General features: G+C 64.2%; 22 protein-coding genes, 1 other RNA gene and 1 pseudogene. 7 read left to right on the top strand and 17 right to left on the bottom strand.

All coding sequences use genetic code 11. The annotated features are described in order from the left end of the window. The 4 genes and pseudogenes from VF497_RS04940 to carA all read right to left on the bottom strand — a co-directional run. Positions 1-267: pseudogene (locus VF497_RS04940) on the bottom strand (phosphoglycerate mutase); the annotation flags it as partial. 36 nt (positions 268-303) lie between these two features. Further along, complete coding sequence (gene greA, locus VF497_RS04945; protein ID WP_330886526.1) at positions 304-783, bottom strand: transcription elongation factor GreA; 480 nt, start codon at positions 781-783, stop codon at positions 304-306. 10 nt (positions 784-793) lie between these two features. Further along, on the bottom strand, positions 794-4,033 hold the full coding sequence (gene carB / locus VF497_RS04950; RefSeq protein ID WP_330886527.1) for a carbamoyl-phosphate synthase large subunit: 3,240 nt from the start codon (positions 4,031-4,033) through the stop codon (positions 794-796). A gap of 26 nt (positions 4,034-4,059) precedes the next feature. Then, entirely contained in the window at positions 4,060-5,199 is a 1,140-nt protein-coding gene (gene carA / locus VF497_RS04955; RefSeq protein WP_330886528.1) for a glutamine-hydrolyzing carbamoyl-phosphate synthase small subunit, read from the bottom strand. A gap of 267 nt (positions 5,200-5,466) precedes the next feature. Between carA and VF497_RS04960 the strand changes: the two genes are divergently transcribed. Beyond that, positions 5,467-6,180: a 2OG-Fe(II) oxygenase gene (locus tag VF497_RS04960; RefSeq protein WP_330886529.1), complete on the top strand. Its 714-nt coding sequence runs from the start codon at positions 5,467-5,469 to the stop codon at positions 6,178-6,180. 227 nt (positions 6,181-6,407) lie between these two features. Continuing rightward, complete coding sequence (locus VF497_RS04965; RefSeq protein WP_330886530.1) at positions 6,408-7,532, top strand: M35 family metallo-endopeptidase; 1,125 nt, start codon at positions 6,408-6,410, stop codon at positions 7,530-7,532. 49 nt (positions 7,533-7,581) lie between these two features. Here VF497_RS04965 and dapB read toward each other — a convergent pair whose 3' ends face one another. From dapB to hrcA, 7 genes are all read right to left on the bottom strand, one after another. Beyond that, positions 7,582-8,391 (bottom strand): 4-hydroxy-tetrahydrodipicolinate reductase, encoded by an 810-nt coding sequence (gene dapB / locus VF497_RS04970; RefSeq protein WP_330886531.1) that lies wholly within the window; start codon positions 8,389-8,391, stop codon positions 7,582-7,584. A gap of 46 nt (positions 8,392-8,437) precedes the next feature. Further along, on the bottom strand, positions 8,438-9,553 hold the full coding sequence (gene dnaJ, locus VF497_RS04975; protein ID WP_330886532.1) for a molecular chaperone DnaJ: 1,116 nt from the start codon (positions 9,551-9,553) through the stop codon (positions 8,438-8,440). Between the two features lie 16 nt (positions 9,554-9,569). Beyond that, positions 9,570-10,172, bottom strand: a complete 603-nt coding sequence (locus VF497_RS04980; RefSeq protein WP_330886533.1) for a TMEM175 family protein — start codon at positions 10,170-10,172, stop codon at positions 9,570-9,572. Between the two features lie 21 nt (positions 10,173-10,193). After that, positions 10,194-10,658: a group II truncated hemoglobin gene (locus VF497_RS04985; RefSeq protein WP_330886534.1), complete on the bottom strand. Its 465-nt coding sequence runs from the start codon at positions 10,656-10,658 to the stop codon at positions 10,194-10,196. Between the two features lie 83 nt (positions 10,659-10,741). Next, a complete protein-coding gene (gene dnaK / locus VF497_RS04990) occupies positions 10,742-12,664 on the bottom strand; it encodes a molecular chaperone DnaK (RefSeq protein ID WP_330886535.1) in 1,923 nt (640 codons plus the stop codon). A gap of 116 nt (positions 12,665-12,780) precedes the next feature. After that, positions 12,781-13,317, bottom strand: a complete 537-nt coding sequence (gene grpE / locus VF497_RS04995; protein ID WP_330886536.1) for a nucleotide exchange factor GrpE — start codon at positions 13,315-13,317, stop codon at positions 12,781-12,783. A 143-nt stretch (positions 13,318-13,460) separates the two neighbouring features. Continuing rightward, positions 13,461-14,507 carry a heat-inducible transcriptional repressor HrcA gene (gene hrcA / locus VF497_RS05000; RefSeq protein WP_330886537.1) on the bottom strand — a complete coding sequence of 349 codons (1,047 nt, stop codon included), beginning with the start codon at positions 14,505-14,507 and terminating at the stop codon, positions 13,461-13,463. 141 nt (positions 14,508-14,648) lie between these two features. Here hrcA and recN point away from each other — a divergent pair, with 141 nt between their 5' ends. Next, the gene (recN, locus tag VF497_RS05005) at positions 14,649-16,334 is read left to right on the top strand and encodes a DNA repair protein RecN (RefSeq protein ID WP_330886538.1); all 1,686 of its coding nucleotides are present in this window, start codon (positions 14,649-14,651) and stop codon (positions 16,332-16,334) included. A 21-nt stretch (positions 16,335-16,355) separates the two neighbouring features. Here the strand turns inward: recN and fur are convergent, their stop codons facing one another. Further along, entirely contained in the window at positions 16,356-16,772 is a 417-nt protein-coding gene (gene fur / locus VF497_RS05010; protein WP_330886539.1) for a ferric iron uptake transcriptional regulator, read from the bottom strand. A gap of 203 nt (positions 16,773-16,975) precedes the next feature. On the opposite strand from fur, the gene VF497_RS05015 reads away from it, so the two are divergent. Further along, entirely contained in the window at positions 16,976-17,473 is a 498-nt protein-coding gene (locus tag VF497_RS05015) for an outer membrane protein assembly factor BamE (RefSeq protein WP_330886540.1), read from the top strand. 25 nt (positions 17,474-17,498) lie between these two features. Here the strand turns inward: VF497_RS05015 and VF497_RS05020 are convergent, their stop codons facing one another. Together VF497_RS05020 and VF497_RS05025 are read right to left on the bottom strand one after the other, a co-directional pair. Next, positions 17,499-17,834 carry an RnfH family protein gene (locus tag VF497_RS05020; RefSeq protein WP_330886541.1) on the bottom strand — a complete coding sequence of 112 codons (336 nt, stop codon included), beginning with the start codon at positions 17,832-17,834 and terminating at the stop codon, positions 17,499-17,501. Further along, a complete protein-coding gene (locus VF497_RS05025; protein WP_330886542.1) occupies positions 17,821-18,249 on the bottom strand; it encodes a type II toxin-antitoxin system RatA family toxin in 429 nt (142 codons plus the stop codon). Before VF497_RS05025 ends, VF497_RS05020 begins: the two co-directional genes overlap by 14 nt. 99 nt (positions 18,250-18,348) lie before the next feature. On the opposite strand from VF497_RS05025, the gene smpB reads away from it, so the two are divergent. The 3 genes from smpB (at position 18,349) to VF497_RS05040 (ending at position 20,180) form a co-directional block, all read left to right on the top strand. Then, the gene (smpB, locus tag VF497_RS05030) at positions 18,349-18,831 is read left to right on the top strand and encodes an SsrA-binding protein SmpB (protein ID WP_330886543.1); all 483 of its coding nucleotides are present in this window, start codon (positions 18,349-18,351) and stop codon (positions 18,829-18,831) included. A 71-nt stretch (positions 18,832-18,902) separates the two neighbouring features. After that, positions 18,903-19,256: a transfer-messenger RNA gene (gene ssrA, locus VF497_RS05035) on the top strand. 222 nt (positions 19,257-19,478) lie between these two features. Then, positions 19,479-20,180 carry a PP2C family protein-serine/threonine phosphatase gene (locus VF497_RS05040; RefSeq protein ID WP_330886544.1) on the top strand — a complete coding sequence of 234 codons (702 nt, stop codon included), beginning with the start codon at positions 19,479-19,481 and terminating at the stop codon, positions 20,178-20,180. 16 nt (positions 20,181-20,196) lie between these two features. Here VF497_RS05040 and dnaQ read toward each other — a convergent pair whose 3' ends face one another. From dnaQ to VF497_RS05055, 3 genes are read right to left on the bottom strand one after another with little or no spacing between them, the layout of a single operon-like run. After that, on the bottom strand, positions 20,197-20,898 hold the full coding sequence (dnaQ, locus tag VF497_RS05045) for a DNA polymerase III subunit epsilon (protein WP_330886545.1): 702 nt from the start codon (positions 20,896-20,898) through the stop codon (positions 20,197-20,199). After that, a complete protein-coding gene (gene rnhA, locus VF497_RS05050; protein ID WP_330886546.1) occupies positions 20,895-21,356 on the bottom strand; it encodes a ribonuclease HI in 462 nt (153 codons plus the stop codon). The genes dnaQ and rnhA overlap by 4 nt, the downstream gene beginning before the upstream one ends. Next, entirely contained in the window at positions 21,347-22,093 is a 747-nt protein-coding gene (locus tag VF497_RS05055) for a methyltransferase domain-containing protein (protein WP_330886547.1), read from the bottom strand. Before VF497_RS05055 ends, rnhA begins: the two co-directional genes overlap by 10 nt. Positions 22,094-22,110: the final 17 nt, after the last annotated feature.

A 22,110-nucleotide genomic window follows, 5' to 3' on the forward strand; every position in this document is an offset into this window, starting at 1 on the left:
GCACGCGAGCAGGCGCAAGGTCACCGCATCCGCCATGACGAAAGCGGGATCGGCGCGCAGCCACTTCGCTTCGCCGGCATCGCCCGCGTCGATGCTGCGAGTCAACGCGGCAACGGGCAGCGTTACCGCATCGATCGCGAAACATTCGCGCAGCACCGTCGCGCGTCCCTGCGCGACATCGGCCGTGCGATCGCCGCGCGCAAGCCACGACCCCGCGATCGCGCTTTCGAGATGTCTGTGCGCGGGCAGCAACAGCCTCAGCCGCATGAGAAACTCCGGCGTCCCGCGTCGTCGCGGAGACGCTCAGGCCTCGTAGCGCACCGCCATGATCTCGTAGCTCTTCACGCCGTTCGGCGCCTGGAACTCGAAAGCGTCGCCTTCGCTCTTGCCGATCAGCGCGCGAGCGAGCGGCGAGTTGACCGCGATCAGGCGCAACTTGATGTCCGCTTCCATGTCGCCGACGATCTGGTAGGTGATCTCGGCGCCGCTCGCTTCCTCGACTAGGTCGACGGTCGCACCGAACACGATCTTGCCGTTGGGATTCAGGCGTGCGACGTCGATCACCTCGGCGAAGCTCAGGCCGGCTTCGAGTTCCTTGATGCGGCCCTCGATGAAACCCTGCTGCTCGCGCGCGGCGTGATACTCGGCGTTCTCGCGCAGGTCACCGTGCGCGCGCGCTTCGGCGATCGCGGCGATGATGCGCGGGCGATCTTCGGATTTCAGACGCTCCAGTTCGGAGCGCAGGCGCTCCGAGCCCTTCTGAGTCATTGGCGCGCGCTTCATTCTTTGTCACTCATGCAGTCAATTCCTTGTGCAACTCTTGCAAGCTGTATACCTCACCGCCGCTGCGGAAGTCGAGCGAGTGAACGAGCGCGCGCGCGCCCGCAACCGTGGTCGAATAGGTGATGCGCTGCTGCAGCGCTTCGCGGCGGATCGAGAACGAATCGGCGATTGCCTGGCGTCCTTCGGTGGTGTTGACGATGAACACGATTTCGCCGTTCTTGATCGCGTCGAGAATATGCGGGCGGCCTTCGAGCACCTTGTTGATGTACTCGCAGGTGACGCCATGTTCGACGAGATAGGCGTGCGTGCCGGCGGTTGCGATCAGGCTGTAGCCGCGGCGGATCAGGTCCTGCGCAACCGGCAGCAGGCGCGGCTTGTCCGCGTCGCGCACCGAAACGAACACCTTGCCGACCTTCGGCGCCGAAATGTTTGCCGCCTCGTGCGCGCGCGCGAACGCGGCGCCAAAGCTGCGGCCAACGCCCATGACTTCGCCGGTCGAGCGCATCTCGGGACCGAGGATCGGATCGACGTTCTGGAATTTCGCGAACGGGAAGATCGCTTCCTTGACCGAGAAATATTCCGGAATGATTTCGCGCGTCGCGCCTTGTTCTGCGAGACTCTTGCCCGCCATGCAGCGCGCGGCGATCTTCGCCAGCGATACGCCGGTGGCCTTGCATACGAACGGCACAGTGCGCGAGGCACGCGGGTTGACTTCGAGGATGTAGATCGTCGAGTCGCCGTTCTCCTGCGCGATCGCGAACTGCGTGTTCATCAGGCCGATGACCTTGAGCTCGCGCGCCATGCGTGTCACCTGCGCGCGCAGTTCGTTCTGTACCTTCTCGCTGAGCGAATACGGCGGCAACGAGCACGAGGAGTCGCCCGAATGCACGCCGGCTTCCTCGATATGCTCCATGATGCCGCCGATGAGCACGTTGCCCTGCGCGTCGGCGACGATGTCGACGTCGACCTCGACCGCGTTGTCGAGGAAGCGGTCGAGCAGCACCGGCGAATCGTTCGACACCTTGACCGCGTCGGTGATGTAGCGCTTGAGGTCCGCGTCGGAATGCACGACTTCCATCGCGCGCCCGCCGAGCACGTAGCTCGGGCGCACGACGAGCGGATAACCGATGTCGCGCGCATGCGCGAGCGCCTCGTCGGGCGTGCGTGCGGTGCGATTCGGCGGCTGGGTCAGGCCGAGCTTCTGCACCATCTGCTGAAAACGCTCGCGGTCTTCGGCGAGATCGATAGAGTCCGGGCTCGTGCCGATCACCGGCGCGCCATTCGCTTCGAGCGCGCGCGCGAGCTTGAGCGGCGTCTGCCCGCCGTACTGCACGATCACGCCCTTGGGCTTCTCGACGTCGATGATTTCGAGCACGTCTTCGAGCGTCAGTGGCTCGAAGTAGAGCCGGTCGGACGTGTCGTAGTCGGTCGAGACGGTCTCCGGATTGCAGTTGACCATGATCGTTTCGAAGCCGTCCTCGCGCAGCGCGAGCGCGGCGTGGACGCAGCAATAATCGAACTCGATGCCTTGGCCGATGCGGTTCGGTCCGCCGCCGAGCACCATGATCTTGTCGCGCGCGGTCGGCGCGGCTTCGCACTGTTCCTCGTAGGTCGAGTACAGGTATGCCGTCGTCGTCGCGAACTCGGCCGCGCACGAGTCGACGCGCTTGTACACTGGGCGCACGTTGAAGGCGCGACGCAGTGTGCGCACCGCGGTTTCGTCGGTGCCGAGCAGCGCGGCCAGGCGCGCGTCGGAAAAGCCTTTGCGCTTAAGCGCACGCATCTGCGTAGCGTCGAGGCCCTTCAATCCGGCCGTCTTTACCGCCGTTTCGATTTCGATCAGCTCGCCGATCTGGTCGAGGAACCAGCGGTCGATGCGCGTCAATGCGTAGATGTCCTCGAGTGACATGCCGGCACGAAATGCGTCGGCGACGTAGAAGATGCGGTCCGGCTTCGGTTCGCGCAGTTCGCGCTTGAGCGTGGCGACGTCGTCGGCATTGGCGAAATCCAGGCCGGTCGGATTGAGCCCGTCCTTGCCTGTTTCGAGGCCGCGCAGCGCCTTCTGCAGCGATTCCTGGAACGTGTGTCCGATCGCCATTACCTCACCGACCGACTTCATCTGTGTGGTCAGGCGTGCGTCCGCGGCCGGAAATTTCTCGAACGCAAAACGCGGAATCTTGGTGACGACGTAGTCGATCGTCGGCTCGAATGAAGCCGGCGTCGCGCCGCCGGTGATGTCGTTGCGCAGCTCGTCCAGCGTGTAGCCGACGGCGAGCTTGGCCGCGATCTTGGCGATCGGGAAACCGGTCGCCTTCGACGCCAGCGCCGAGGAACGCGACACGCGCGGATTCATCTCGATGACGACGACGCGGCCGTTTTCGGCGTTGATACCGAACTGCACGTTCGAGCCGCCCGTGTCGACGCCGATCTTGCGCAGCACGGCGATCGACGCATCGCGCAGACGCTGGTATTCCTTATCGGTCAGCGTCTGCGCCGGCGCGACGGTGATCGAGTCGCCCGTGTGCACGCCCATCGGATCGAAGTTCTCGATCGAGCAGACGATGATGCAGTTGTCAGCCTTGTCGCGCACAACCTCCATCTCGAATTCTTTCCAGCCGAGCACGGATTCCTCGACCAGCACTTCGTGCACCGGCGAAAGATCGAGGCCGCGCTTGATGATCTCCTCGAACTCCTCGCGGTTGTAAGCGATGCCGCCGCCGGAACCGCCGAGCGTGAAGCTCGGGCGAATGATGGTCGGATAGCCGACGCGTGCCTGGATCTCGACCGCCTGCTCGAAAGTCTTGGCAACTTCAGCGCGCGGGCATTCGAGGCCGATTTCCTTCATCGCGACGCGGAACAACTCGCGGTCCTCGGCCATGCGGATCGCTTCGCGCGAGGCGCCGATCAGTTCCACCTTGTACTTGTCGAGGATGCCCGCATCGGCCAGGTCGAGCGCGCAGTTGAGCGCAGTCTGCCCGCCCATCGTCGGCAGCAGCGCATCGGGCTTTTCCTTGGCGATGATCGCCTCGACCGTGGCACGGTTGATCGGCTCGATGTAGACCGCGTCAGCCGTCTCCGGATCGGTCATGATCGTCGCCGGATTCGAGTTGACGAGGATAACGCGGAAACCCTCGGCCTTGAGCGCCTTGCACGCCTGCGCGCCCGAATAGTCGAACTCGCAGGCCTGGCCGATCACGATCGGGCCGGCGCCGATGACGAGGATGCTTTTGATGTCTGTGCGTTTGGGCATTTTCTATCGTCGATGGAAAAACTGGCTCAGGCGGCGCGAACGGATTGCGCTTCGACCATGCTCGACACGAAGCGGTCGAACAGGTAACCGATATCGTGTGGGCCCGGACTTGCCTCCGGATGACCCTGGAAGCAGAACGCCGGTGCGTCGGTCAGCGCGAAGCCCTGCAGCGAGCCGTCGAACAACGAGGTGTGGGTGACGCGCGTGTTCGCGGGCAATGTCGTCGGATCGACGGCGAAGCCGTGGTTCTGCGAGGTGACGAGCACGCGGCCGTCGTCGTGGTCCTTGACCGGATGATTGGCACCGTGATGGCCGAACTTCATCTTCAGCGTCTTCGCGCCGACCGCGAGGCCCATGATCTGGTGGCCGAGACAGATGCCGAACAGCGGGATCTTGCGCTTGATCGTTTCGCGCGCCGCGGCGATGGCGTAGTCGCAGGGTTCCGGGTCACCCGGGCCGTTCGACAGGAACACGCCGTCGGGTTTGAGCGCGAGCACATCGGAGATGGGCGTTTGTGCCGGCACGACAGTCAGCGCGCAGCCACGATCCACGAGCATGCGCAGGATGTTCTTCTTCACACCGAAATCATAGGCGACGACGTGGTACTTGCCCGTCACCGCGGCGAAGGCCGTGCGATCGAGATCGTAACTGCCCGCATCAAAGCGATACGGTGCCTGCGTGGTCACGACCTTGGCGAGATCCATTCCGGCCAATCCCGGGAACGCGCGCGCCGCGGCCAGCGCGCGCTCGTCGGACACGTCTTCGCCGGCGAGGATGCAGCCGTTCTGCGCGCCCTTGTCGCGCAGCAGGCGCGTCAACGCGCGCGTGTCGATGTCGGCGATCGCGACGATGCCGTGGCGGCGCAGGTAGGCGTCGAGGGATTCCGTCGAGCGCCAGTTGCTCGCGAGGCGCGGCAGGTCGCGGACAACGAGTCCGGCCGCCTGGATCATTTCCGACTCCTCGTCGACGGCGTTGACGCCGGTGTTGCCGATGTGCGGATAGGTCAGCGTGACGATCTGGCGCGCATAGGACGGATCGGTCAGGATTTCCTGGTAGCCCGTGATCGCGGTGTTGAATACGACCTCGCCGACGGTCTCGCCTGCGGCTCCGATGGAGATGCCGCGGAAGATCGTGCCGTCTGCGAGGGCGAGAATGGCTGGGGTCATGTGTTGCGTCGCCTGGAATTGAAAAGTGTGGCCACGAATGACCGCTTTTTTTGATTCTCGCGAACAGGAATGTCCGCAAAAATCCACGCAACCTCTGGATGCAGCGGCACCCGCGGGCCTGAGAAACTCGGGACCGTGGGCGAGGGTTACGGGCGAGTACGAATGATACCGGCGAGGGGGCCTACCTGTCCATCGCGCAATGCGCGTTTTGAAGGATCCTTGACGGCGATGGCGTTAGAATCCGGCGAACCCAGACTGAGCGTTTACATGTCCGCCGTCGCTGCCAGCGCCTCGCCCGTCCTGTTCGATCCCGCGCATCTCGATCGCGCCGACACCCTCGTGCGCGACGCACCGTTCCACTTCTTCGTCGCACACGACCAGTTGCCGGCGGCAGCGGCGACCGAACTCGACCGCGATTTCCCGAAGTATTCGAGCGCCGGTTTTTTTCCGTACGAGGAAAAGGACTGCGGCCCGAGCATGAACGCGCTGATCCATCAGCTCATCGATCCCGCCGTCGCGAGCGCGGTCGGCGCGCGCCTCGGCATCTCCGATCTCGGCCAATACCCGACGCTGATCACGCTGTGTCGCCACCTCAACAAGCGCCATGGCACGATCCACACCGACAGCAAATCAAAAATCGCCACCGCCCTGCTCTATCTTGCCCCGTCGTGGCCGGACATCAGCGAGGGCTGCCTGCGCTTTCTCAACCGCATCGACGACATCGACGACCTCGCCGCGCCTGAAATCAGGCCGGTCTACGGCAACTTCGTCGTGTTCCGCCGCGCCGACAATTCCTTCCACGGCCACCTGCCGCACGAAGGCGAGCGCCGCGTGATCCAGATCGCCTGGCTGACCAGCGAAGACGAAAAACTGCGCAAGACCCAGCGCGGCAAGTTCTCGCGCGTATTCAAAAAGCTGTTCGGCTCGCTCGATCGCAAGTTCGGCGCCGGCCGCGACAAGAACGCCGCGCACAAGGATTGAGCGGTCTGAGCCAGCACCCGGCGGCACCCTGCGCAGCCGCTTGCGTGGCAACTTCCGCATAGACTATCGTGCCAGCCAGCGGCACGCGCTGCCGCGAACATTGGGGAAGTGTGCTCGGCACCTGGATTGCGTGGGGATCATTTACCGTCAAGCAGTGCTGACCGAACCGGTCAGGCGCTATCCGATCGCGGGCATATCACATCAACATTTCCATAAGGATCAAGGCAATGCGAAACTTTGCTGTGAAGTTGATGATGTTGGCGGCGGGATTCGGGGGAGTGACGGCGGCGGCGGCGCAAGGTGTCGTCGCGCATCTTCAGGACGCGGGGGAAATATCGGCAGCGGATATCGGCAGCGGCAAGCTGCATTTCCGCATCGAGAACCAGGGCAGCGACAGCATCCACATTCTCAGCTGGGGCACGCCGCTCGGCGATGAGATGACCGCGAACCTGTTCCGCGTCGAACAGAACGGCGTGCGTGCGCGCTACATCGGTGCCATGGTCAAGCGCGGCGAACCTACCGAGGAAGACTATTTCGAGCTGAAGCCGGGCCAGTCGCGCACGGTCGACGTCGACCTGAGCGCCTACTACGACTTGCGCAACGGCGGCGCCTACGAGGTGAGTTATGCACCGCACGGCGGCGAGCTGATCCTCGAAGCCAGCGCGGTGCAGAAAAGCGGCGCGAAAATCGCCCGCCCGGTCGAGACGCAATCGGCGACGATCTGGGTCGATGCAGGTGCGCGCAGCATCGACTCGATGGGACCGGTCGGCGCGCGTGGTGAAGTGCAGTCGTTGCAAAGCCGCCTGCCGACGGGCACGGGCGCCCTTGCCGCGGCTGCCGCGAGCAACAGCTACGTCAAGTGCACGAACACCCAGCAGACGCAGATCGTGCCGGCGCGCGACTCCGCCGTCGTCTACGCGAACAATGCCAAGAGCTATCTCGCCACGGGTGCCGCGGGCAGCCGCTACACGTGGTGGTTCGGCGGCTACACGAGCAGCAACTACGCGCTGATCACGACGCACTACAACAACCTGGTCAGCGCCCTGTCGACGCAGCCCTACACGTTCGACTGCGGCTGCAAGCAGAAGCGCACCTATGCCTACGTCTATCCCGACCAGCCGTACACCGTGCATCTGTGCGGTGCGTTCTGGAGCGCGCCCAACACCGGCACCGACTCGCGCGCCGGAACGCTCATCCACGAGAGCAGCCACTTCACCGTCGTTGCCGGCACCGACGACTACGCCTATGGCCAGACCGCAGCGCACAACCTAGCCCTGACCAATGTCGCGCAGGCGGTGATGAATGCGGACAGCCACGAGTACTTCGCCGAGAACAACCCGGCGCTGAACTGAGTTCGACCCGGATAGGCAGCGTGCCGGCATGGAAGCCGGCACGCTGTTTTCACTCCTGCGGCGCGAGCACGTCGTCGATGCTGTAGCGCCCGGGTTCACGCCGCGCCAGCCAGATCGCCGCAGCGAGCGCGCCGCTCGCGAAGATGTCGCGGTCGGTCGCGCGATGGGTCAACTCGATGCGTTCGCCCTGGCTGGCGAAGATGACGGTATGTTCGCCGGCGACATCGCCGGCACGCAGCGCGGCGAAGCCGATCTCGCCCGGCGGGCGCGCGCCGACCTGGCCGTGGCGCTCGTAGCGCGCATGGTCTTCAAGCGCGATCTTGCGCCCTTCGGCAACCGCGGCGCCGAGTGTCAGCGCGGTGCCCGAAGGCGCATCCTGCTTGCGGTTGTGATGCAGCTCGACGATCTCGCAATCCCAATCGGGCAGTGCTGCCGCGGCGCGGCGCGCCATGCGCGCGAGCATGGCGACGCCGAGGCTGAAGTTCGACGCCCATAACACCGGAATCGTCCGCGCCGCGTTGTCGAGCGCAGCGTACTGCACGTCGCGCAGGTTCGTCGTGCCGCTGACGAACGCGGCGCCGCGCTGCACGGCCAGGGCCAGCGCCCCGTCGAACGCGACCGGGCCGCTGAAATCGACGAGCACGTCACAGGGTACGTCGGGATCGAGCGAGGTGGCGAAATCGACGTCGCGCGGAAGCGCGCCGAAGACGCGATCGAGCGGCTCGTCGGCCAGACCCGAACCGGGCCGCACCAAGGCAGTAGCGAGGCGGGCCTGCTTCGATTCGAGCACGCCACGGATGACCGCCTGGCCCATGCGGCCGGCAGCGCCATAGACGACGACATTGACGAGATCGTTCATGCCGCCATCTTAGCCGCGTTGCTTCACGGCGGAGAAGTGGCGCGGATCAGGTCGTCACGCGATCCCAGAACTGCTTGACGCTGTCCAGCCAGGACGACGCGCGCGGCGTGTGCGCGGAGTGGTCGTCGCCGAAGCTGTCCTCGAACTGTTGCAGCAATTCGCGCTGCTGCTTGCTGAGCTTGACCGGGGTTTCCACGACGACGCGGCAGAGCAGATCGCCGACGTGGCCGCTGCGCACGTTGCGCACGCCCTTGCCGCGCAACTTGAACAGCTTGCCGGTCTGGGTTTCGGCGGGAATCTTGATCAGGGCTTCGCCACCGAGCGTCGGCACCTCCATCTCGGCGCCAAGCGCGGCCTGCGAGAAGCGGATCGGCACTTCGCAGTAAAGATCGTCCTGCTGGCGCTGGAAGATCGCGTGCTCGCGCACCTGCACTTCGACATAGAGGTCACCCGCGGGCGCGCCTGCAGGTCCGGCTTCGCCTTCGCCGCCGAGGCGGATGCGATCGCCGGTGTCGACACCGGCGGGAATCTTCACTTCCAGGCGCTTTTCGCTGCGCAAGCGGCCTTCGCCGCGGCAGCTCTTGCACGGATTGGTGATGGCCTGGCCGCTACCGCCGCAGTGCGGACAGGCCTGCTGGATCGAGAAGATGCCGTTCTGCATGCGCACGCGGCCATGGCCCTGGCAAGTGCCGCACTTCGACAATTTGCCGTCGGCCGAACCGGACCCTTCGCATTTTTCACAGGCGACGAGCGTCGGCACGTTGATCGTCTTCTCGATGCCGAACACGGCTTCCTCGAGATCGAGGTCGAGCATGTAGCGCAGGTCGGAACCGCGGCGCTGGCGGCCGCCGCGGCCGCCGCCGAAGATGTCGGAAAAAATGTCGCCGAAGATGTCGCCGACATCGGCATGGAAGCCGCCGTTGCCGCCCATGCCGTGTTCGAACGCGGCGTGGCCGTGGCGATCATAGGCGGCGCGCTTCTGTGCGTCGCCGAGCACGTCGTAGGCTTCCTTGGCTTCCTTGAAATGCATCTCGCAATCGCGGTCGCCCGGATTGCGGTCAGGGTGATACTTCATCGCCAGGCGGCGGAAGGCGGTCTTCAGTTCACCGTCGGTCGCGGTGCGTTCGACGGAAAGAACTTCGTAGTAGCAACGTTTGCTCATGGAGATGGAAACCGGGTCATTTGTTCGCCGCCACGTGGTTTTCGATGCGCCGGTCCGGGATGAACCAGATCGCCGCCACGACCGCGTACAGCACACAGGACACTATGGGCGCGAAAAACGCGAGCGCAATGGCAACGAGATAAAGAATCGGCGAGACCATTTCCTTCCAGCCGCTCGCGAGCGCGCGCGCGAGCGGGCAGCCCGGACCGCCGTTGCTGCGGATGAGGAAGCGGATCAGCAGCGTCCAAGCCAGCGCGGTCATCAACAACACGAATCCGTAGACCGCCGTCGGTATCGCCGCCGGCAACGCACCGTGCTCACCATGCGCCTCGTTCAACCAGGCGGTTGTAAACGGGAACAGCGACAGCCAGAACAACACGTGCAGGTTCGCCCACATCACCTTGCCGTCGATGCGCTCGACGAGATGCATCAGATGATGGTGATTGTTCCAATAGATGCCGACGTAGATGAAGCTGAGCACGTAGCTCAGGAACACCGGCCAGTTGGCGAGCAGCGACTCCCAGCTCGCTTCGTGCGGCGGCTTCAGCTCCAAAACCATGATCGTGATGATCACGGCGATCACACCGTCGGTGAATGCTTCAAGTCTCCCCTTGTCCATATCCCTTATCTCGTGCAAACACTAGCTGGTATACGGCCCCTTGGCCTCGCCCCAACCCCATTTCGGCATGGGCTGCTCGGCCTCGACATCGACGCCGGGTTGCGAATTGATCAGCGCGAGCCGTGTGCCCCATTCGATGTAGGCCAGAAACGCCGAGCGGAACTCGGGATCCGTCGGCAAACCCGCTTCATCTGCCGCATCGAGCAACAAATTCACCCACTGCCTGCGCATCGGCTCGCTCAAATGGCGCTCAAGATGCTGCCGGATCATGTGCGGATGGCCGCCGCGTTCGATTGAATACGCGGCGGGCCCGCCGAACACTTCACCAATGAACTTCGCAACGTGCTGCGGATGCCGCTCGTCCATGTGCTCGAACACCGGTTGCAGCAGTGAATCCGCCTTGACCTTCCGATAGAAAACGTCAGTCAGCCGTTCGAGCGCAGACGCCCCTCCGGCCCAATCATACAGACTCGGCACCTCGCTCATGCGCCCTCCGTCAAACAGTTGAGCCTCGCTGTACGCGAGGCTCAATGTACTTCATGCCGATCCGCGGCACCGACGCCGCCAGCTTATTTCTTGTCTTTGACTTCGGTGAACTCGGCGTCGACGACATCGTCCTTCGGCGCGGATCCTGCGCCAGCCTGAGTGCCGGCATCACCGGCGGGACCGCCCTGCCCCGCCGCGGCGGCCGCAGCCGCAAGCGACTGGGAAGCCGATTCGAGCGCGGCGATGCGCGACTCGATCGCATCCTTGTCCTCGCCCTTCATCACCTTCTCGAGGTCGGCCAGCGCAGTTTCGATCGCGCCGATCTGGCTGCCGTCGACCTTGCCGCCGTGCTCCTTGACTGCCGCGCGCGTGGCGTGGACGAGCTGGTCGGCCTTGTTACGCACCGCGACGAGTTCGTGGAACTTTTTGTCCTCTTCCTTGTTCGCCTCTGCATCGCTGACCATGCGCTTGATCTCGTCCTCGGACAGGCCCGAGGAACCCTTGATCTCGATGCGCTGTTCCTTGCCCGTGGCCTTGTCCTTGGCCGAGACGTGTAGGATGCCGTTGGCGTCGATGTCGAATGCGACCTCGATCTGCGGCATGCCGCGCGGCGCCGGCTGGATGCCCTGCAGATCGAACTTGCCGAGCGACTTGTTCGCGCTCGCGCGCTCACGCTCGCCCTGCAGCACGTGCACTGTGACCGCGGTCTGGTTGTCCTCGGCGGTCGAGAAGGTCTGCTGCGCCTTGGTCGGGATCGTCGTGTTCTTCTCGATCAACTTGGTCATCACGCCGCCGGCCGTCTCGATGCCGAGCGACAGCGGGGTGACGTCGAGCAGCAGCACGTCCTTGACCGAGCCCGAAAGCACGCCGCCCTGGATCGCCGCGCCGACGGCGACGGCTTCATCCGGGTTGACGTCCTTGCGCGGCTCCTTGCCGAAGAAGTTCTTCACCGCTTCCTGCACCTTGGGCATGCGCGTCTGGCCGCCGACGAGGATGACCTCGCTGATGTCCGAGACCTTCAGGCCCGCGTCGGAAATCGCGGTACGGCACGGCGCGATCGTCTTCTCGATCAGGTCGGCGACCAGCGCCTCGAGCTTGGCGCGCGTGAGCTTGATGTTGAGGTGCTTCGGACCGGACGCGTCGGCGGTGATGTACGGCAGGTTGACGTCGGTCTGGTGCGCGCTCGACAGCTCGATCTTGGCGCGCTCGGCCGCGTCTTTCAGACGCTGCAACGCGAGCGAGTCGTTCTTGAGGTCGACACCCGATTCCTTCTTGAACTCTTCGACGAGGTAGTCGATCAGGCGCTTGTCGAAGTCTTCGCCGCCGAGGAAGGTATCGCCGTTCGTCGCCAGGACTTCGAACTGCTTCTCGCCGTCGACGTTCGCGATCTCGATGATCGACACGTCGAACGTGCCGCCGCCGAGATCGTACACGGCAACTTTGCGATCGCCGCCCTGCTTGTCGATGCCGTAGGCGAGCGCAGCCGCGGTCGGCTCGTTGATGATGCGCTTGACGTCGAGGCCCGCGATGCGGCCGGCGTCCTTGGTCGCCTGGCGCTGCGAGTCGTTGAAGTACGCGGGCACGGTGATGACGGCCTCGGTGACCGGCTCGCCGAGGAAGTCTTCGGCGGTCTTCTTCATCTTGATCAGCACCTGCGCGGACACTTCCGGCGGCGCCATCTGCTTGCCGCCCGCGGTCGACACCCAGGCATCGCCGTTGTCGTGCGCGAGGATCTTGTACGGCACGAGGCCGATGTCCTTCTGCACCTCGGCATCGGTAAACTTGCGCCCGATCAGGCGCTTCACCGCGTAAAACGTGTTCTTCGGATTGGTCACAGCCTGGCGCTTCGCGGTGGCGCCGACGAGGATTTCATTGTCCTTGTAGGCGACGATCGAAGGCGTGGTGCGATCGCCTTCGGAATTCTCGATCACGCGCGCCGTCGTGCCTTCCATGACCGCCACGCACGAGTTGGTCGTGCCGAGGTCGATACCGATGATTTTACCCATGAGTTTTCTCCAAGAATTTTGATTTTTTCGACCCGCCGGGGTCGGTTCGAATTTTTATGCGGCGCTGGGCCGCGATTGACAGCAAAAATGTGGCTACGCGCGACTCAATTCAAGTCTCATGACGCCTTGGACACGGTCACCAATGCAGGCCGCAGCAGGCGATCGTTCAGCACGTAACCCTTCTGGATCACGGCGACGACGGTATCCGGCTTCGTCCCCGGTGCCTCGACCATGCTCACCGCCTGGTGCTGCTCGGGATTGAACGGCTGGCCGACCGGGTCGATCGGCTTCAGGCCGTTGCCTTCGGCGACCTTGAGCAGCGCCTTCAGGGTCAGCTCCATGCCCTCGCGCAGGCTGGCCGCATCGGCCGTCTGCACGGCCAGGCCGCGCTCGAGGCTGTCGCACACGGGCAGCAGGTCGCCGAGCACGCGCTCGTTGGCGAACTTGCGCGCCTGGTCGAGATCGCGCTGCAAGCGCTTGCGCTGGTTTTCGATCTCGGCGCGCTCGCGCAGCAGCAGCTCGCGCATCTCGCCGAGCTTGGTCTCATATTCGTTGACGAGCTTGTTCAGCTCATCGCCGTTCTGCTCGGCATCGGCGGGGCCACCCGCCGCGGTATTTTCCGGTTTCCCGGGATCGGTGTTCTCGTTGCTCACAAACGCTCCACAATCCGATGGTTCATTCCTGCCCGCAGGAAGCCCGCGATGGACTTCCGGGCAATGGCTGGCCCGCGACCGGAGCCGCAGGCCGATTCGATTAGTTTACCCCGAGCGGATTTATGAGGGCAGGCGCGCGCCGTTCAAGAGGCTGCGGCCAGCGCGCCCGACAAAATCTGCGCCGTCGCCTGCACGACCGGAATCACGCGCTGGTAGGCCATGCGCGTCGGCCCGATCACGCCGAGCACGCCGAGCACACGGCCGTCGACGCCGTAGGGGGCGGTCACGAGGCTGTAGGCGCCGAGCGGATTGAAGCCGGATTCTTCACCGATGAACAGGCGCACGCCTTCGGCACGCGAGCAGTTTTCGAGCAGGTTCAACAGATCGCGCTTGCGCTGGAATGCCTCGAACAGTTCGCGCAGGCTGTCCATGTCAGCCGCGACCTGCGCGCCCATCAGGTTGACCTGACCCTTGATCAGCATGTCGGCATTGGTCTGATCCGGGAATGCCTGGCTGGTTACGTCGGCCGCCGCGACCATGAGCTGATGCAGGCGCGCACTGGTCTCACGCATTTCTCGCTTGAGCCGCTCGCGGATCTCGCTCATGCGCAGGCCGGCGTAGTTCGCGTTGAGGAAGTTCGACACCTGCTCGAGTTCGCTCGGCGAGTAGACGTGCTGCGTCACGATCACGCGGTTCTGCACTTCGTTGTCGGCGAAGACGAGGATGACGAGCACGCGGTTGCCGCCGATCGCGACGAAATCGATGTGGCGGAACGGGAATTCCTCGCGCTTCGGCACGGTGACGACGCCGACGAAATGGGTAACTTCGGAGAGCAGCGAGGACACGCCGTTGAGCAGGTCCTGGGTCGGCGCCTGGGTCGGCAGTTCGCGGCGCAGCGCGTCGATCTGCGGTTCGTCGAGCGGCTTCAGCTCGAGCAGGCTGTCGACGAACATGCGGTAGCCCTGCGCAGTCGGCACGCGCCCGGCCGAGGTATGCGGTGCGGCGAGCAGGCCGAGTTCCTCGAGGTCGGCCATCACGTTGCGGATCGTTGCGGGGCTTACGTCGAGGCCCGAATTCTTCGCCAACGTGCGCGAGCCGACCGGCTGGCCGTCGGCGATGTACTGCGCGATCAGCGTACGCAACAACTGGCGCGCGCGCGGATCGAGTTGGTGGCCGAAATGAGCGGACATGGGCAGGCGTGTGGAACAGTACGGTGACGCTAGCAACGGAAACCGGCAGGGTCAATATGGATTTTCCGCGGCATCGTTCAAGGTTGTTCATCGCTGGTTTCGCGTGATAGCGTGCGCGCGCCGACCGCCACCTCGCCTTCCATGCTGCAAACGCTGTTCGTCAAGGATTTCGCCATCGTCGGCGAAGCCGAAATCGCCTTCGCGCCGGGCCTCACCGTGGTCACCGGCGAAACTGGCGCGGGCAAGTCGCTGATGGTCGATTGTCTGTTGCTGCTGGCGGGCCAGCGCGCGGACGCGGGCGTCGTGCGCCACGGCAGCGAGCGCGCCGAGCTGATCGCCGACTTCGACCTCGGCGATGCACCCGCGGCATCGGCCTGGCTGCGCGAAGAAGAATTCGACGACGATGGCACCTGCCAACTGCGCCGCGTGATCCGCGCCGAAGGCACTTCACGCGCGTGGATCAACGGCCGCCCGGCGACGCTGGCACAGATGCAGGCACTCGGCGAACGCCTGATCGAAATCCACGGCCAACACGAACATCAGGCCTTGCTCGATAAGAGCAGCCAGCTTGCCCTGCTCGATGCATTCGGCAATCACGCCGACCTCGCAACGCCGGTCGCAACACTGGCCGCACGCTGGCGCGACATCGACGCACGCATGCGCGCACTGCAGGGCGAACACGACCATTCCGAACGCATCGCGCTGCTCGCGCACCAGGTCGAGGAACTCGATCGCCATGCACTCGAACCCGCCGAACTCGAAGCGCTCAACGAAACGCACAAACGCCTCGCCAACGCGGGGCAACTGATCCAGGGCACGAGCGCGCTCGCCGAACTGCTCGACGGCGACGGAGAATTCAGCCTGCTGCGGCTCATGCACCGCGCGCAGAGCGAAATCGCGCGTCTCGCGCAGACCGACACTGGACTTGCGTCGACGGGCGATCTGCTCGACGCGGCCGGCGTCCAGCTCGACGAGGCGAACGCCGCGCTTTTGCGCTATCGCGATGCACTCGACCTCGATCCCGACAAGCTCGCCGAGACCGAGACGCAGATCGCCAAGCTGCACGAACTCAGCCGCAAGCATCGAGTGCCGACGGTCGAGCTCAAGCCGCATGCGCAGGCGCTGCGCGATGAACTCGAGACGCTGCAAGGCGCGGGCGCTGCGCTGGAAAAGCTCGAACGCGAACGTGCCGCCGTCGAGCGTGATTACCGCGCCGCCGCGGCGAAACTTTCCACCGCGCGCGCGGCAACGGCCAAAACCCTGGGTGCGAACGTCAGCGCATTGATGGGCGAACTCGGCATGGCCGGCGGCCGTTTCGAAGTGCAGATCGAACCGGCAGAAAAAACCTCGCCCGATGCACAAGGCGTCGAGCGCGTGGAATTCCTCGTCAGCGCCAATCCCGGCCAACCCGCGCGTGCGCTGCGCAAGGTAGCCTCGGGCGGCGAATTGTCGCGCATCAGCCTCGCGATCGAAGTCGCCGCGCTAGGCAAGGACGACGCCAGCGCCGATGCCGTGGCGACGATGGTGTTCGACGAGGTCGATACCGGCATCGGCGGCGCGGTCGCCGAGGTCGTCGGGCAGAAGCTGCGCCGGCTCGGAAAACATCGCCAGGTGCTGTGCGTCACTCACCTGCCCCAAGTCGCGGCGCAGGGTCATCATCACCTGCGCGTGGCCAAGTCGACCGACGGCAAGGCGACGCGGACGCAGATCGAAGCACTCGACGACAAGTCGCGCCGCGACGAAATCGCGCGCATGCTCGGCGGCGTCGAGATCACGCGCGAGACGCTGGCGCACGCAAAGCAGATGCTGGGAAGCGCAAGCCGCTGACGCAGCGGCGCGAGTACGCCGCTAAGAGCGCTTCGCCGTTTTTTTCGACCGCACGTACAGCACGAGGCTGTGCTCCTCGATCACGTAGCCGTGCTTGTCGGCGATTTCGCGCTGCAGGCGTTCGATGTCCTCGCTGACGAATTCGATGACCTTGCCGCTGTCGAGGTCGACCATGTGGTCGTGGTGCTTGCCGCGCTCGATCTCGTAGACCGCCTGGCCGCCCTCGAAATTGTGCTTGGCGACGAGGCCGGCCGCCTCGAACTGGGTCAGCACGCGATAGACCGTGGCGAGGCCGATCTCGTCGTCATGCTCGAGCAACTGACGATAGATGTCCTCGGCGGTCAGATGTTTGCCATCCGAGGCTTCGAGGATTTCGAGGATGCGCATGCGCGGATGCGTGACTTTGAGCCCCGCCTTGCGCAAATCTTGAGTTTCCATATGAGCACCTCGAAAAACCGTAGCGAGCGAAGAGAATTTGTGCGTCGACGGAGCGCAGGAACCGGAGTGTACACGTCAGTACATGAGGATTCCGAGCACCGTCGGCGCGCAAATTGTTGAGCGTAGTAGGCTTTTCGAGGTGCTCATATGAGTATCACCTGAATGCCGGACGCTCTGTGCGCGCCCGTTGGAGCCGGCGGCTAGTGTATCATCGTGCGCTCGACGACCGCCCCGCATTTCCGATGACCCAGGCCAAGATGCCCAGAATTTCTCCGACCTTGCCACGCGTGCTCGCGCTGGCCGCCATCGCGTTCGGGCTCGGCGCCTGCAATCCGATCTACCAGCTCGACATCCAGCAAGGCAGCTTGTTCAGCAAGACCCAGGTCGAGTCGCTCAAGCCCGGCATGAGCAAGCGCCAGGTCATGCTGACGATGGGCAGCCCGTCGGTGGTGAACCCGTTCCAGCAGAGCCGCTGGGACTACATCTCCACGTTCCGTCGCGGCAACGGCCGCATGGAAACCAAGGATCTCGTCCTCTATTTCGAGGGTGACAGCCTGACCAAGATCGATGGCGACTACTTCTCCGAGGATCCGGTGGAACTGATCCGCCTCGCGACCAAGTACAAACGTCAGTACCCCGACGAAAAGCGCAGCGACGAAGACAAGAAGAAGCGCAGCGGCGGCGACGATACCGGCGCCTAGTTTTTCTGTCGCCCGCTCAACGGAGTCAAGAAGCGGCCGTTCCCGGCCGCTTTTGTTTTTCGGCGCGGCGGCGGCGCGCCTGCTTGGGGTCGATCTTCAGCGGACGGTAGAGTTCGACGCGATCGCCGTCGCTCAGCAAAGCAGCTGGCACGACCATGCGACCGAAGATGCCGATCGATGTCGGTTCGAAGTCCGCAGGCAGCGCATCGCGGATGCCCGAGAGGCGGATCGCCTCACCCACGGTCGCGCCGGGCGGCAATGTCGCCACGCGCACGATCTGCCGCTGCAGCTCGGCGTAGACGACTTCGACTCGTATCGTTGTCGATGGCGATGTCGCCGGTGACGCTTCAGGCAAAGGCACGATCGGCCTCGCTGCAGAATTCGTCGACCATGCGATCGGCCAGCTTCTGGAATCCCGCGCGCAGCATCGGGCCCATCAAACCGGAGTAGTCGAAATCGAGCGCCAGCGCAATCTTGCAACCGGCATCGCCGAGCGCAGTGAAAGTCCAGGCGCCGTGCAATGCGCGGAACGGTCCCTCGACGAGCTGCATGGCGATGCGATGCGGCGCTTCGAGCGTGTTGCGCGTGGTGAAACTCTGCGTCATTCCACCGAGGCGCAGATCGAGGCGCGCGGTCAACGCATCGGCCTCGTGGGCGAGCACTTTTGCGCCCGCGCACCAGTTGAAGCGACGCGGATACGCCTCGACATCATTGACCAGATCGAACATGCGCACGCAACTGTGGCGCACGATCGCGCTGCGGCGAATCTGGATCACGCGGCGGCCTCGTGAAAAAATGTATACAATGTTCGATCGGGCATCGGGCAATTCTAGAACGTAACGGCGGCGCATGCATCGCGGCGCGGCACAAATTCAATGGCCAAAGACAACAAGAAAACCGATTCGACGATCGCGCTGAACAAGCGCGCGCGACACGAATACCACATCGACGAACGCTACGAGGCCGGCATCGCATTGCAGGGCTGGGAAGTGAAGAGCCTGCGCGCCGGTCGCATCAGCATCGTCGAGGCGTACGCGATAGTGCGCAACGGCGAGATCTTCCTGTTTGGCGCCTCGATTCCGCCGCTGCTCTCGGCCTCGACCCACGTCGTCGCCGAGGACAAGCGCACGCGCAAGTTGCTGCTCAATCGCGCGGAGATAGACAAGCTCGTCGGCGCCGTCGAGCGCAAGGGTTACACGCTCGTGCCGACGGCGATGTACTGGAAAGGCAATCGGGTCAAAGTCGAACTCGGCCTCGCCAAGGGCAAGCAGGACCACGACAAGCGCGCAGCGGAAAAGGATCGTGACTTTGCGCGCGAGAAGCAGCAGGCCATGCGCTCGAAGAACCGCTTTGCCTGAATCCTGTTCGCGCGCTTCATTGAATGTCCGGGCCGCCGGCCCATATAATGAACTGACCAGCGTTTCATCCCGGGGGTGACATGGCTTCGACGGGGACAACGAAATCGCTTGGTGCATGCCGAGGGGGCAGCTTTCCTCGTTAATCCAGCAGCAAACTTTTAGTTGCCAACGACGACAACTACGCTCTGGCCGCTTAAGGCCTAGCCCCGAACCCGCTTGTGTCCGTGCTCGCCGGTGTAGGGTCACTATCACGGAATCGCCGCTGATCGCCGTCGGTCGATCATCAGCTAACTCTTAACCGACTGGTCCTTCGGTGCGCTTCGCACGCCGTGTTGCCGCGGGACGAGATCAAACGGTGAGCTATGCATGTAGAGCCAGGGACGTAGTGTTTTCGGACGGGGGTTCAATTCCCCCCACCTCCACCAACATCCAACCAAAGGCCCGCTTCGCGGGCCTTTTCCTTTTATCTTCGCACCATGCGATCCGTTTCGCAGATCGTGCATGACCGGCATCACGTCTTTCTGCTTGCGCCCCTCGTCGCACGCCTTCATGCTATGCCCACTGGCATCGAGCCTCGGACGGAAAATGAAGAATGCGGCGAGGGACGCATTCCGATCTGCAAGGCCCGGTCGAAACAAGAACACAACATGATCGAATTCGGACACGGCACCCACATCGGCCTGCGCCGCGAGCACAACGAAGACACGTATTACGCCGACGCGGATATCGGCCTCTGGCTCGTCGCCGACGGCATGGGCGGCCACGCGCACGGCGAAGTGGCGAGCGCACTCGCACGTGATGCGGTGGTGCGCGAAGTCGGTTCGGGTGGCAGCCTCGCCCAAGCCGTGCAGAGCGCGGATGCGGACATCCTGCAGTTGTCCGGCCGCCGCTCCGAAGCACTGCCCATGGGCACGACGATCGTCGCCTTGCACGTCAGCGGCACGGAATACGAAGCGTGCTGGGTCGGCGACAGCCGCATCTATCTCTGGGACGGCGGGCTCAAGCAGATTTCACAGGATCATTCCTATGTGCAGGAATTGATCAAGCAAGGCGCGATCACCCACGAGCAGGCGCGCACGCACCCGCATCGCAATGTCGTCACCCAGGCGCTCGGCGTCACCGATCCGCAGAGCCTGCGCGTGGAAACGCTGCGCGGCCGGTTCGGTCCGGGCATGCAGGTGCTGCTGTGCTCGGACGGGCTGACCGAAGAAGTCGACGACAAGCAGATTTCCGCGATCCTGGCGCGCGACGACTTGTCGGCACAGGAATGCGTCGATCACCTGATCCTCGCCGCGCTCGATGGCGGCGGTTCGGACAACGTGACTGCGGTGCTCGTGCGTAACCGCTGATCCGCCCTACCCGCGCTCAGTCCCGCAACCAGCGGCAGTTGTCCTTGCTCACCTTCTGAATCGCAGCGAGGCGCGCCACGTGCGCGGCCAACTCCACGGCATCGGCCCGACGCACGCGCACCACCGCATCGACGATAGCCGAAGCCGCCGCGCGTACCCGTGCCTTGACCGGCTCGTTCTGCAAACCCAGGCCGAGATCGCCCTGCCCCGCAGTCATCGCGAGATACACATCGGCGAGCAGTTGCGCGTCGAGCAACGCGCCGTGCAGATCGCGATGGCTGTTGTCGACGCCGAGGCGTTTGCACAGCGCGTCCAGATTGTTCTTCTGCCCCGGATATTTCTCGCGTGCGAGCAGCAGCGTATCGAGCACGCTGACGCGCTCGGCGATGCGCACCGGTTGCGCCAGGCGCGCAAACTCGGCGCTGAGGAAACCCATGTCGAAGCTCGCGTTGTGCGCGATCACTTCGGCGCCGTCGATGAAGGCCAAGAACTCCTGGGCAACGTCGGCGAACAGTGGCTTGTCGACGAGAAAGTCATCGGTGATGCCGCTGACCGCGGTGGCACCTTCGTCCATCACCCGCTGCGGATTGAGGTAGCAATGAAATTCGTTGCCGGTCGGCCGGCGTTCGAGCAATTCCACGCAGCCAATCTCGACGATGCGATGGCCCTTGTTGACTTCCAGCCCCGTCGTCTCGGTATCGAGCACCACTTGCCTCACAACTTGTTCTCCTGGGCGGTCAACGCCTCGCTGCGCGCGCGTTGATCGACGCGTTCGTTTTCCTCGTGGCCCGAGTGTCCACGCGTCCAATGCCATTCCACGGTATGCGGCGCAGCCGCCGCGACGAGCCGCTCCCACAAGTCCTGATTCTTCACCGGCTTCTTGTCGGCGGTGCGCCAGCCGTTCGCACGCCAGCGTGGAACCCAGGATTCGATACCCTGCTTGACGTACTGCGAGTCGGTGGTCAGACGCACGGTCGACGGCCGCTTCAGCGCCTCGAGCGCACCGATCGCGCCCATCAACTCCATGCGGTTGTTCGTCGTTTCGTCGGCGTTTCCACTTATCCACTTTTCCACTTTCTTGTAGCGCATCAACGCCGCCCAGCCACCCGGCCCCGGATTGCCGAGGCAGGCGCCATCGGTGAAAACCTCGACCACCTCCGCGGCGCTCACGCGCACTTCTCTTCGATCGGCGCGAGCACGTGGGCGCACTCGCGATGCGCACCCGGCACGAGGCGTGGATTGCGCGCGAGTTCGCGCGCGTCGCGACGCAGGCGCAACGGCGTCAACACGCAGCGGCGCTTGCGCGCGAGCAGCAGCCAGCTGCCGCGCAACCAGGCCAATGGCATCGAGCCAATCACCGTCGGTGGTTCGGCCAACGATGCCGACCAGGGCGACCAGGCGCCGGGATAGCGCGTTTGCAGCACGTCGATGCCCTGCGCACCTATCTCCACAGCCCAGCTTTGTGCCGATCGCACCCGGATCGGCAGGCGCGCCCGCCGTGCTGTGCCAGCCAGCCAGGGCCGCCACAGGCTCAGCGGATTGAAACCGAGCACGAGCAGCACGCCCTCGGGTGCGAGTACGCGCGCGATCTCGCCGATGCAGGGTGTCGGATCGTCGAGGCGCTCGAACAGGTGCTGGACGACGACCAGCTTGCAGCTCTCGCCGGCAAGCGGCAGCTCGGCGGGCGCACAGGAAAGGCCACCGCACAGGGTCTGCGCATCGTCGAGCGCGAGGCTGACGACGTTGCCGAGCAGATTGGCCGGCAGTTCGTCGGGCGCTGCCGCATGCGCGCGCAGAAACAGTCCCGTCGTGCCATACACACCTGCGAGGATCGGCGCCAAGGTGGCGAGCTCCTGTCGGAACAGGTTGCAAATCGCGGGATGTTGGTAGAAATCGTTCGTCTCGACCGGCATGGAGCCGCAAGGTATGC

It is taken from the genome of Rudaea sp. (assembly GCF_036383415.1).
Classification (GTDB): domain Bacteria; phylum Pseudomonadota; class Gammaproteobacteria; order Xanthomonadales; family Rhodanobacteraceae; genus Rudaea.

Bases quoted from the DNA above. Each gene is read 5' to 3' on its own strand.
- dnaK (WP_330886535.1), bottom strand. From the start codon at position 12,664: ATGGGTAAAATCATCGGTATCGACCTCGGCACGACCAACTCGTGCGTG.
- fur (WP_330886539.1), bottom strand. From the start codon at position 16,772: ATGGAAACTCAAGATTTGCGCAAGGCGGGGCTCAAAGTCACGCATCCG.
- VF497_RS04960 (WP_330886529.1), top strand. From the start codon at position 5,467: ATGTCCGCCGTCGCTGCCAGCGCCTCGCCCGTCCTGTTCGATCCCGCG.
- recN (WP_330886538.1), top strand. From the start codon at position 14,649: ATGCTGCAAACGCTGTTCGTCAAGGATTTCGCCATCGTCGGCGAAGCC.
- dapB (WP_330886531.1), bottom strand. From the start codon at position 8,391: ATGAACGATCTCGTCAATGTCGTCGTCTATGGCGCTGCCGGCCGCATG.
- smpB (WP_330886543.1), top strand. From the start codon at position 18,349: ATGGCCAAAGACAACAAGAAAACCGATTCGACGATCGCGCTGAACAAG.
- dnaJ (WP_330886532.1), bottom strand. From the start codon at position 9,553: ATGAGCAAACGTTGCTACTACGAAGTTCTTTCCGTCGAACGCACCGCG.
- VF497_RS05055 (WP_330886547.1), bottom strand. From the start codon at position 22,093: ATGCCGGTCGAGACGAACGATTTCTACCAACATCCCGCGATTTGCAAC.
- greA (WP_330886526.1), bottom strand. From the start codon at position 783: ATGAAGCGCGCGCCAATGACTCAGAAGGGCTCGGAGCGCCTGCGCTCC.
- carA (WP_330886528.1), bottom strand. From the start codon at position 5,199: ATGACCCCAGCCATTCTCGCCCTCGCAGACGGCACGATCTTCCGCGGC.
- VF497_RS05040 (WP_330886544.1), top strand. From the start codon at position 19,479: ATGATCGAATTCGGACACGGCACCCACATCGGCCTGCGCCGCGAGCAC.
- VF497_RS04985 (WP_330886534.1), bottom strand. From the start codon at position 10,658: ATGAGCGAGGTGCCGAGTCTGTATGATTGGGCCGGAGGGGCGTCTGCG.
- hrcA (WP_330886537.1), bottom strand. From the start codon at position 14,507: ATGTCCGCTCATTTCGGCCACCAACTCGATCCGCGCGCGCGCCAGTTG.
- VF497_RS04980 (WP_330886533.1), bottom strand. From the start codon at position 10,172: ATGGACAAGGGGAGACTTGAAGCATTCACCGACGGTGTGATCGCCGTG.
- VF497_RS04965 (WP_330886530.1), top strand. From the start codon at position 6,408: ATGCGAAACTTTGCTGTGAAGTTGATGATGTTGGCGGCGGGATTCGGG.
- carB (WP_330886527.1), bottom strand. From the start codon at position 4,033: ATGCCCAAACGCACAGACATCAAAAGCATCCTCGTCATCGGCGCCGGC.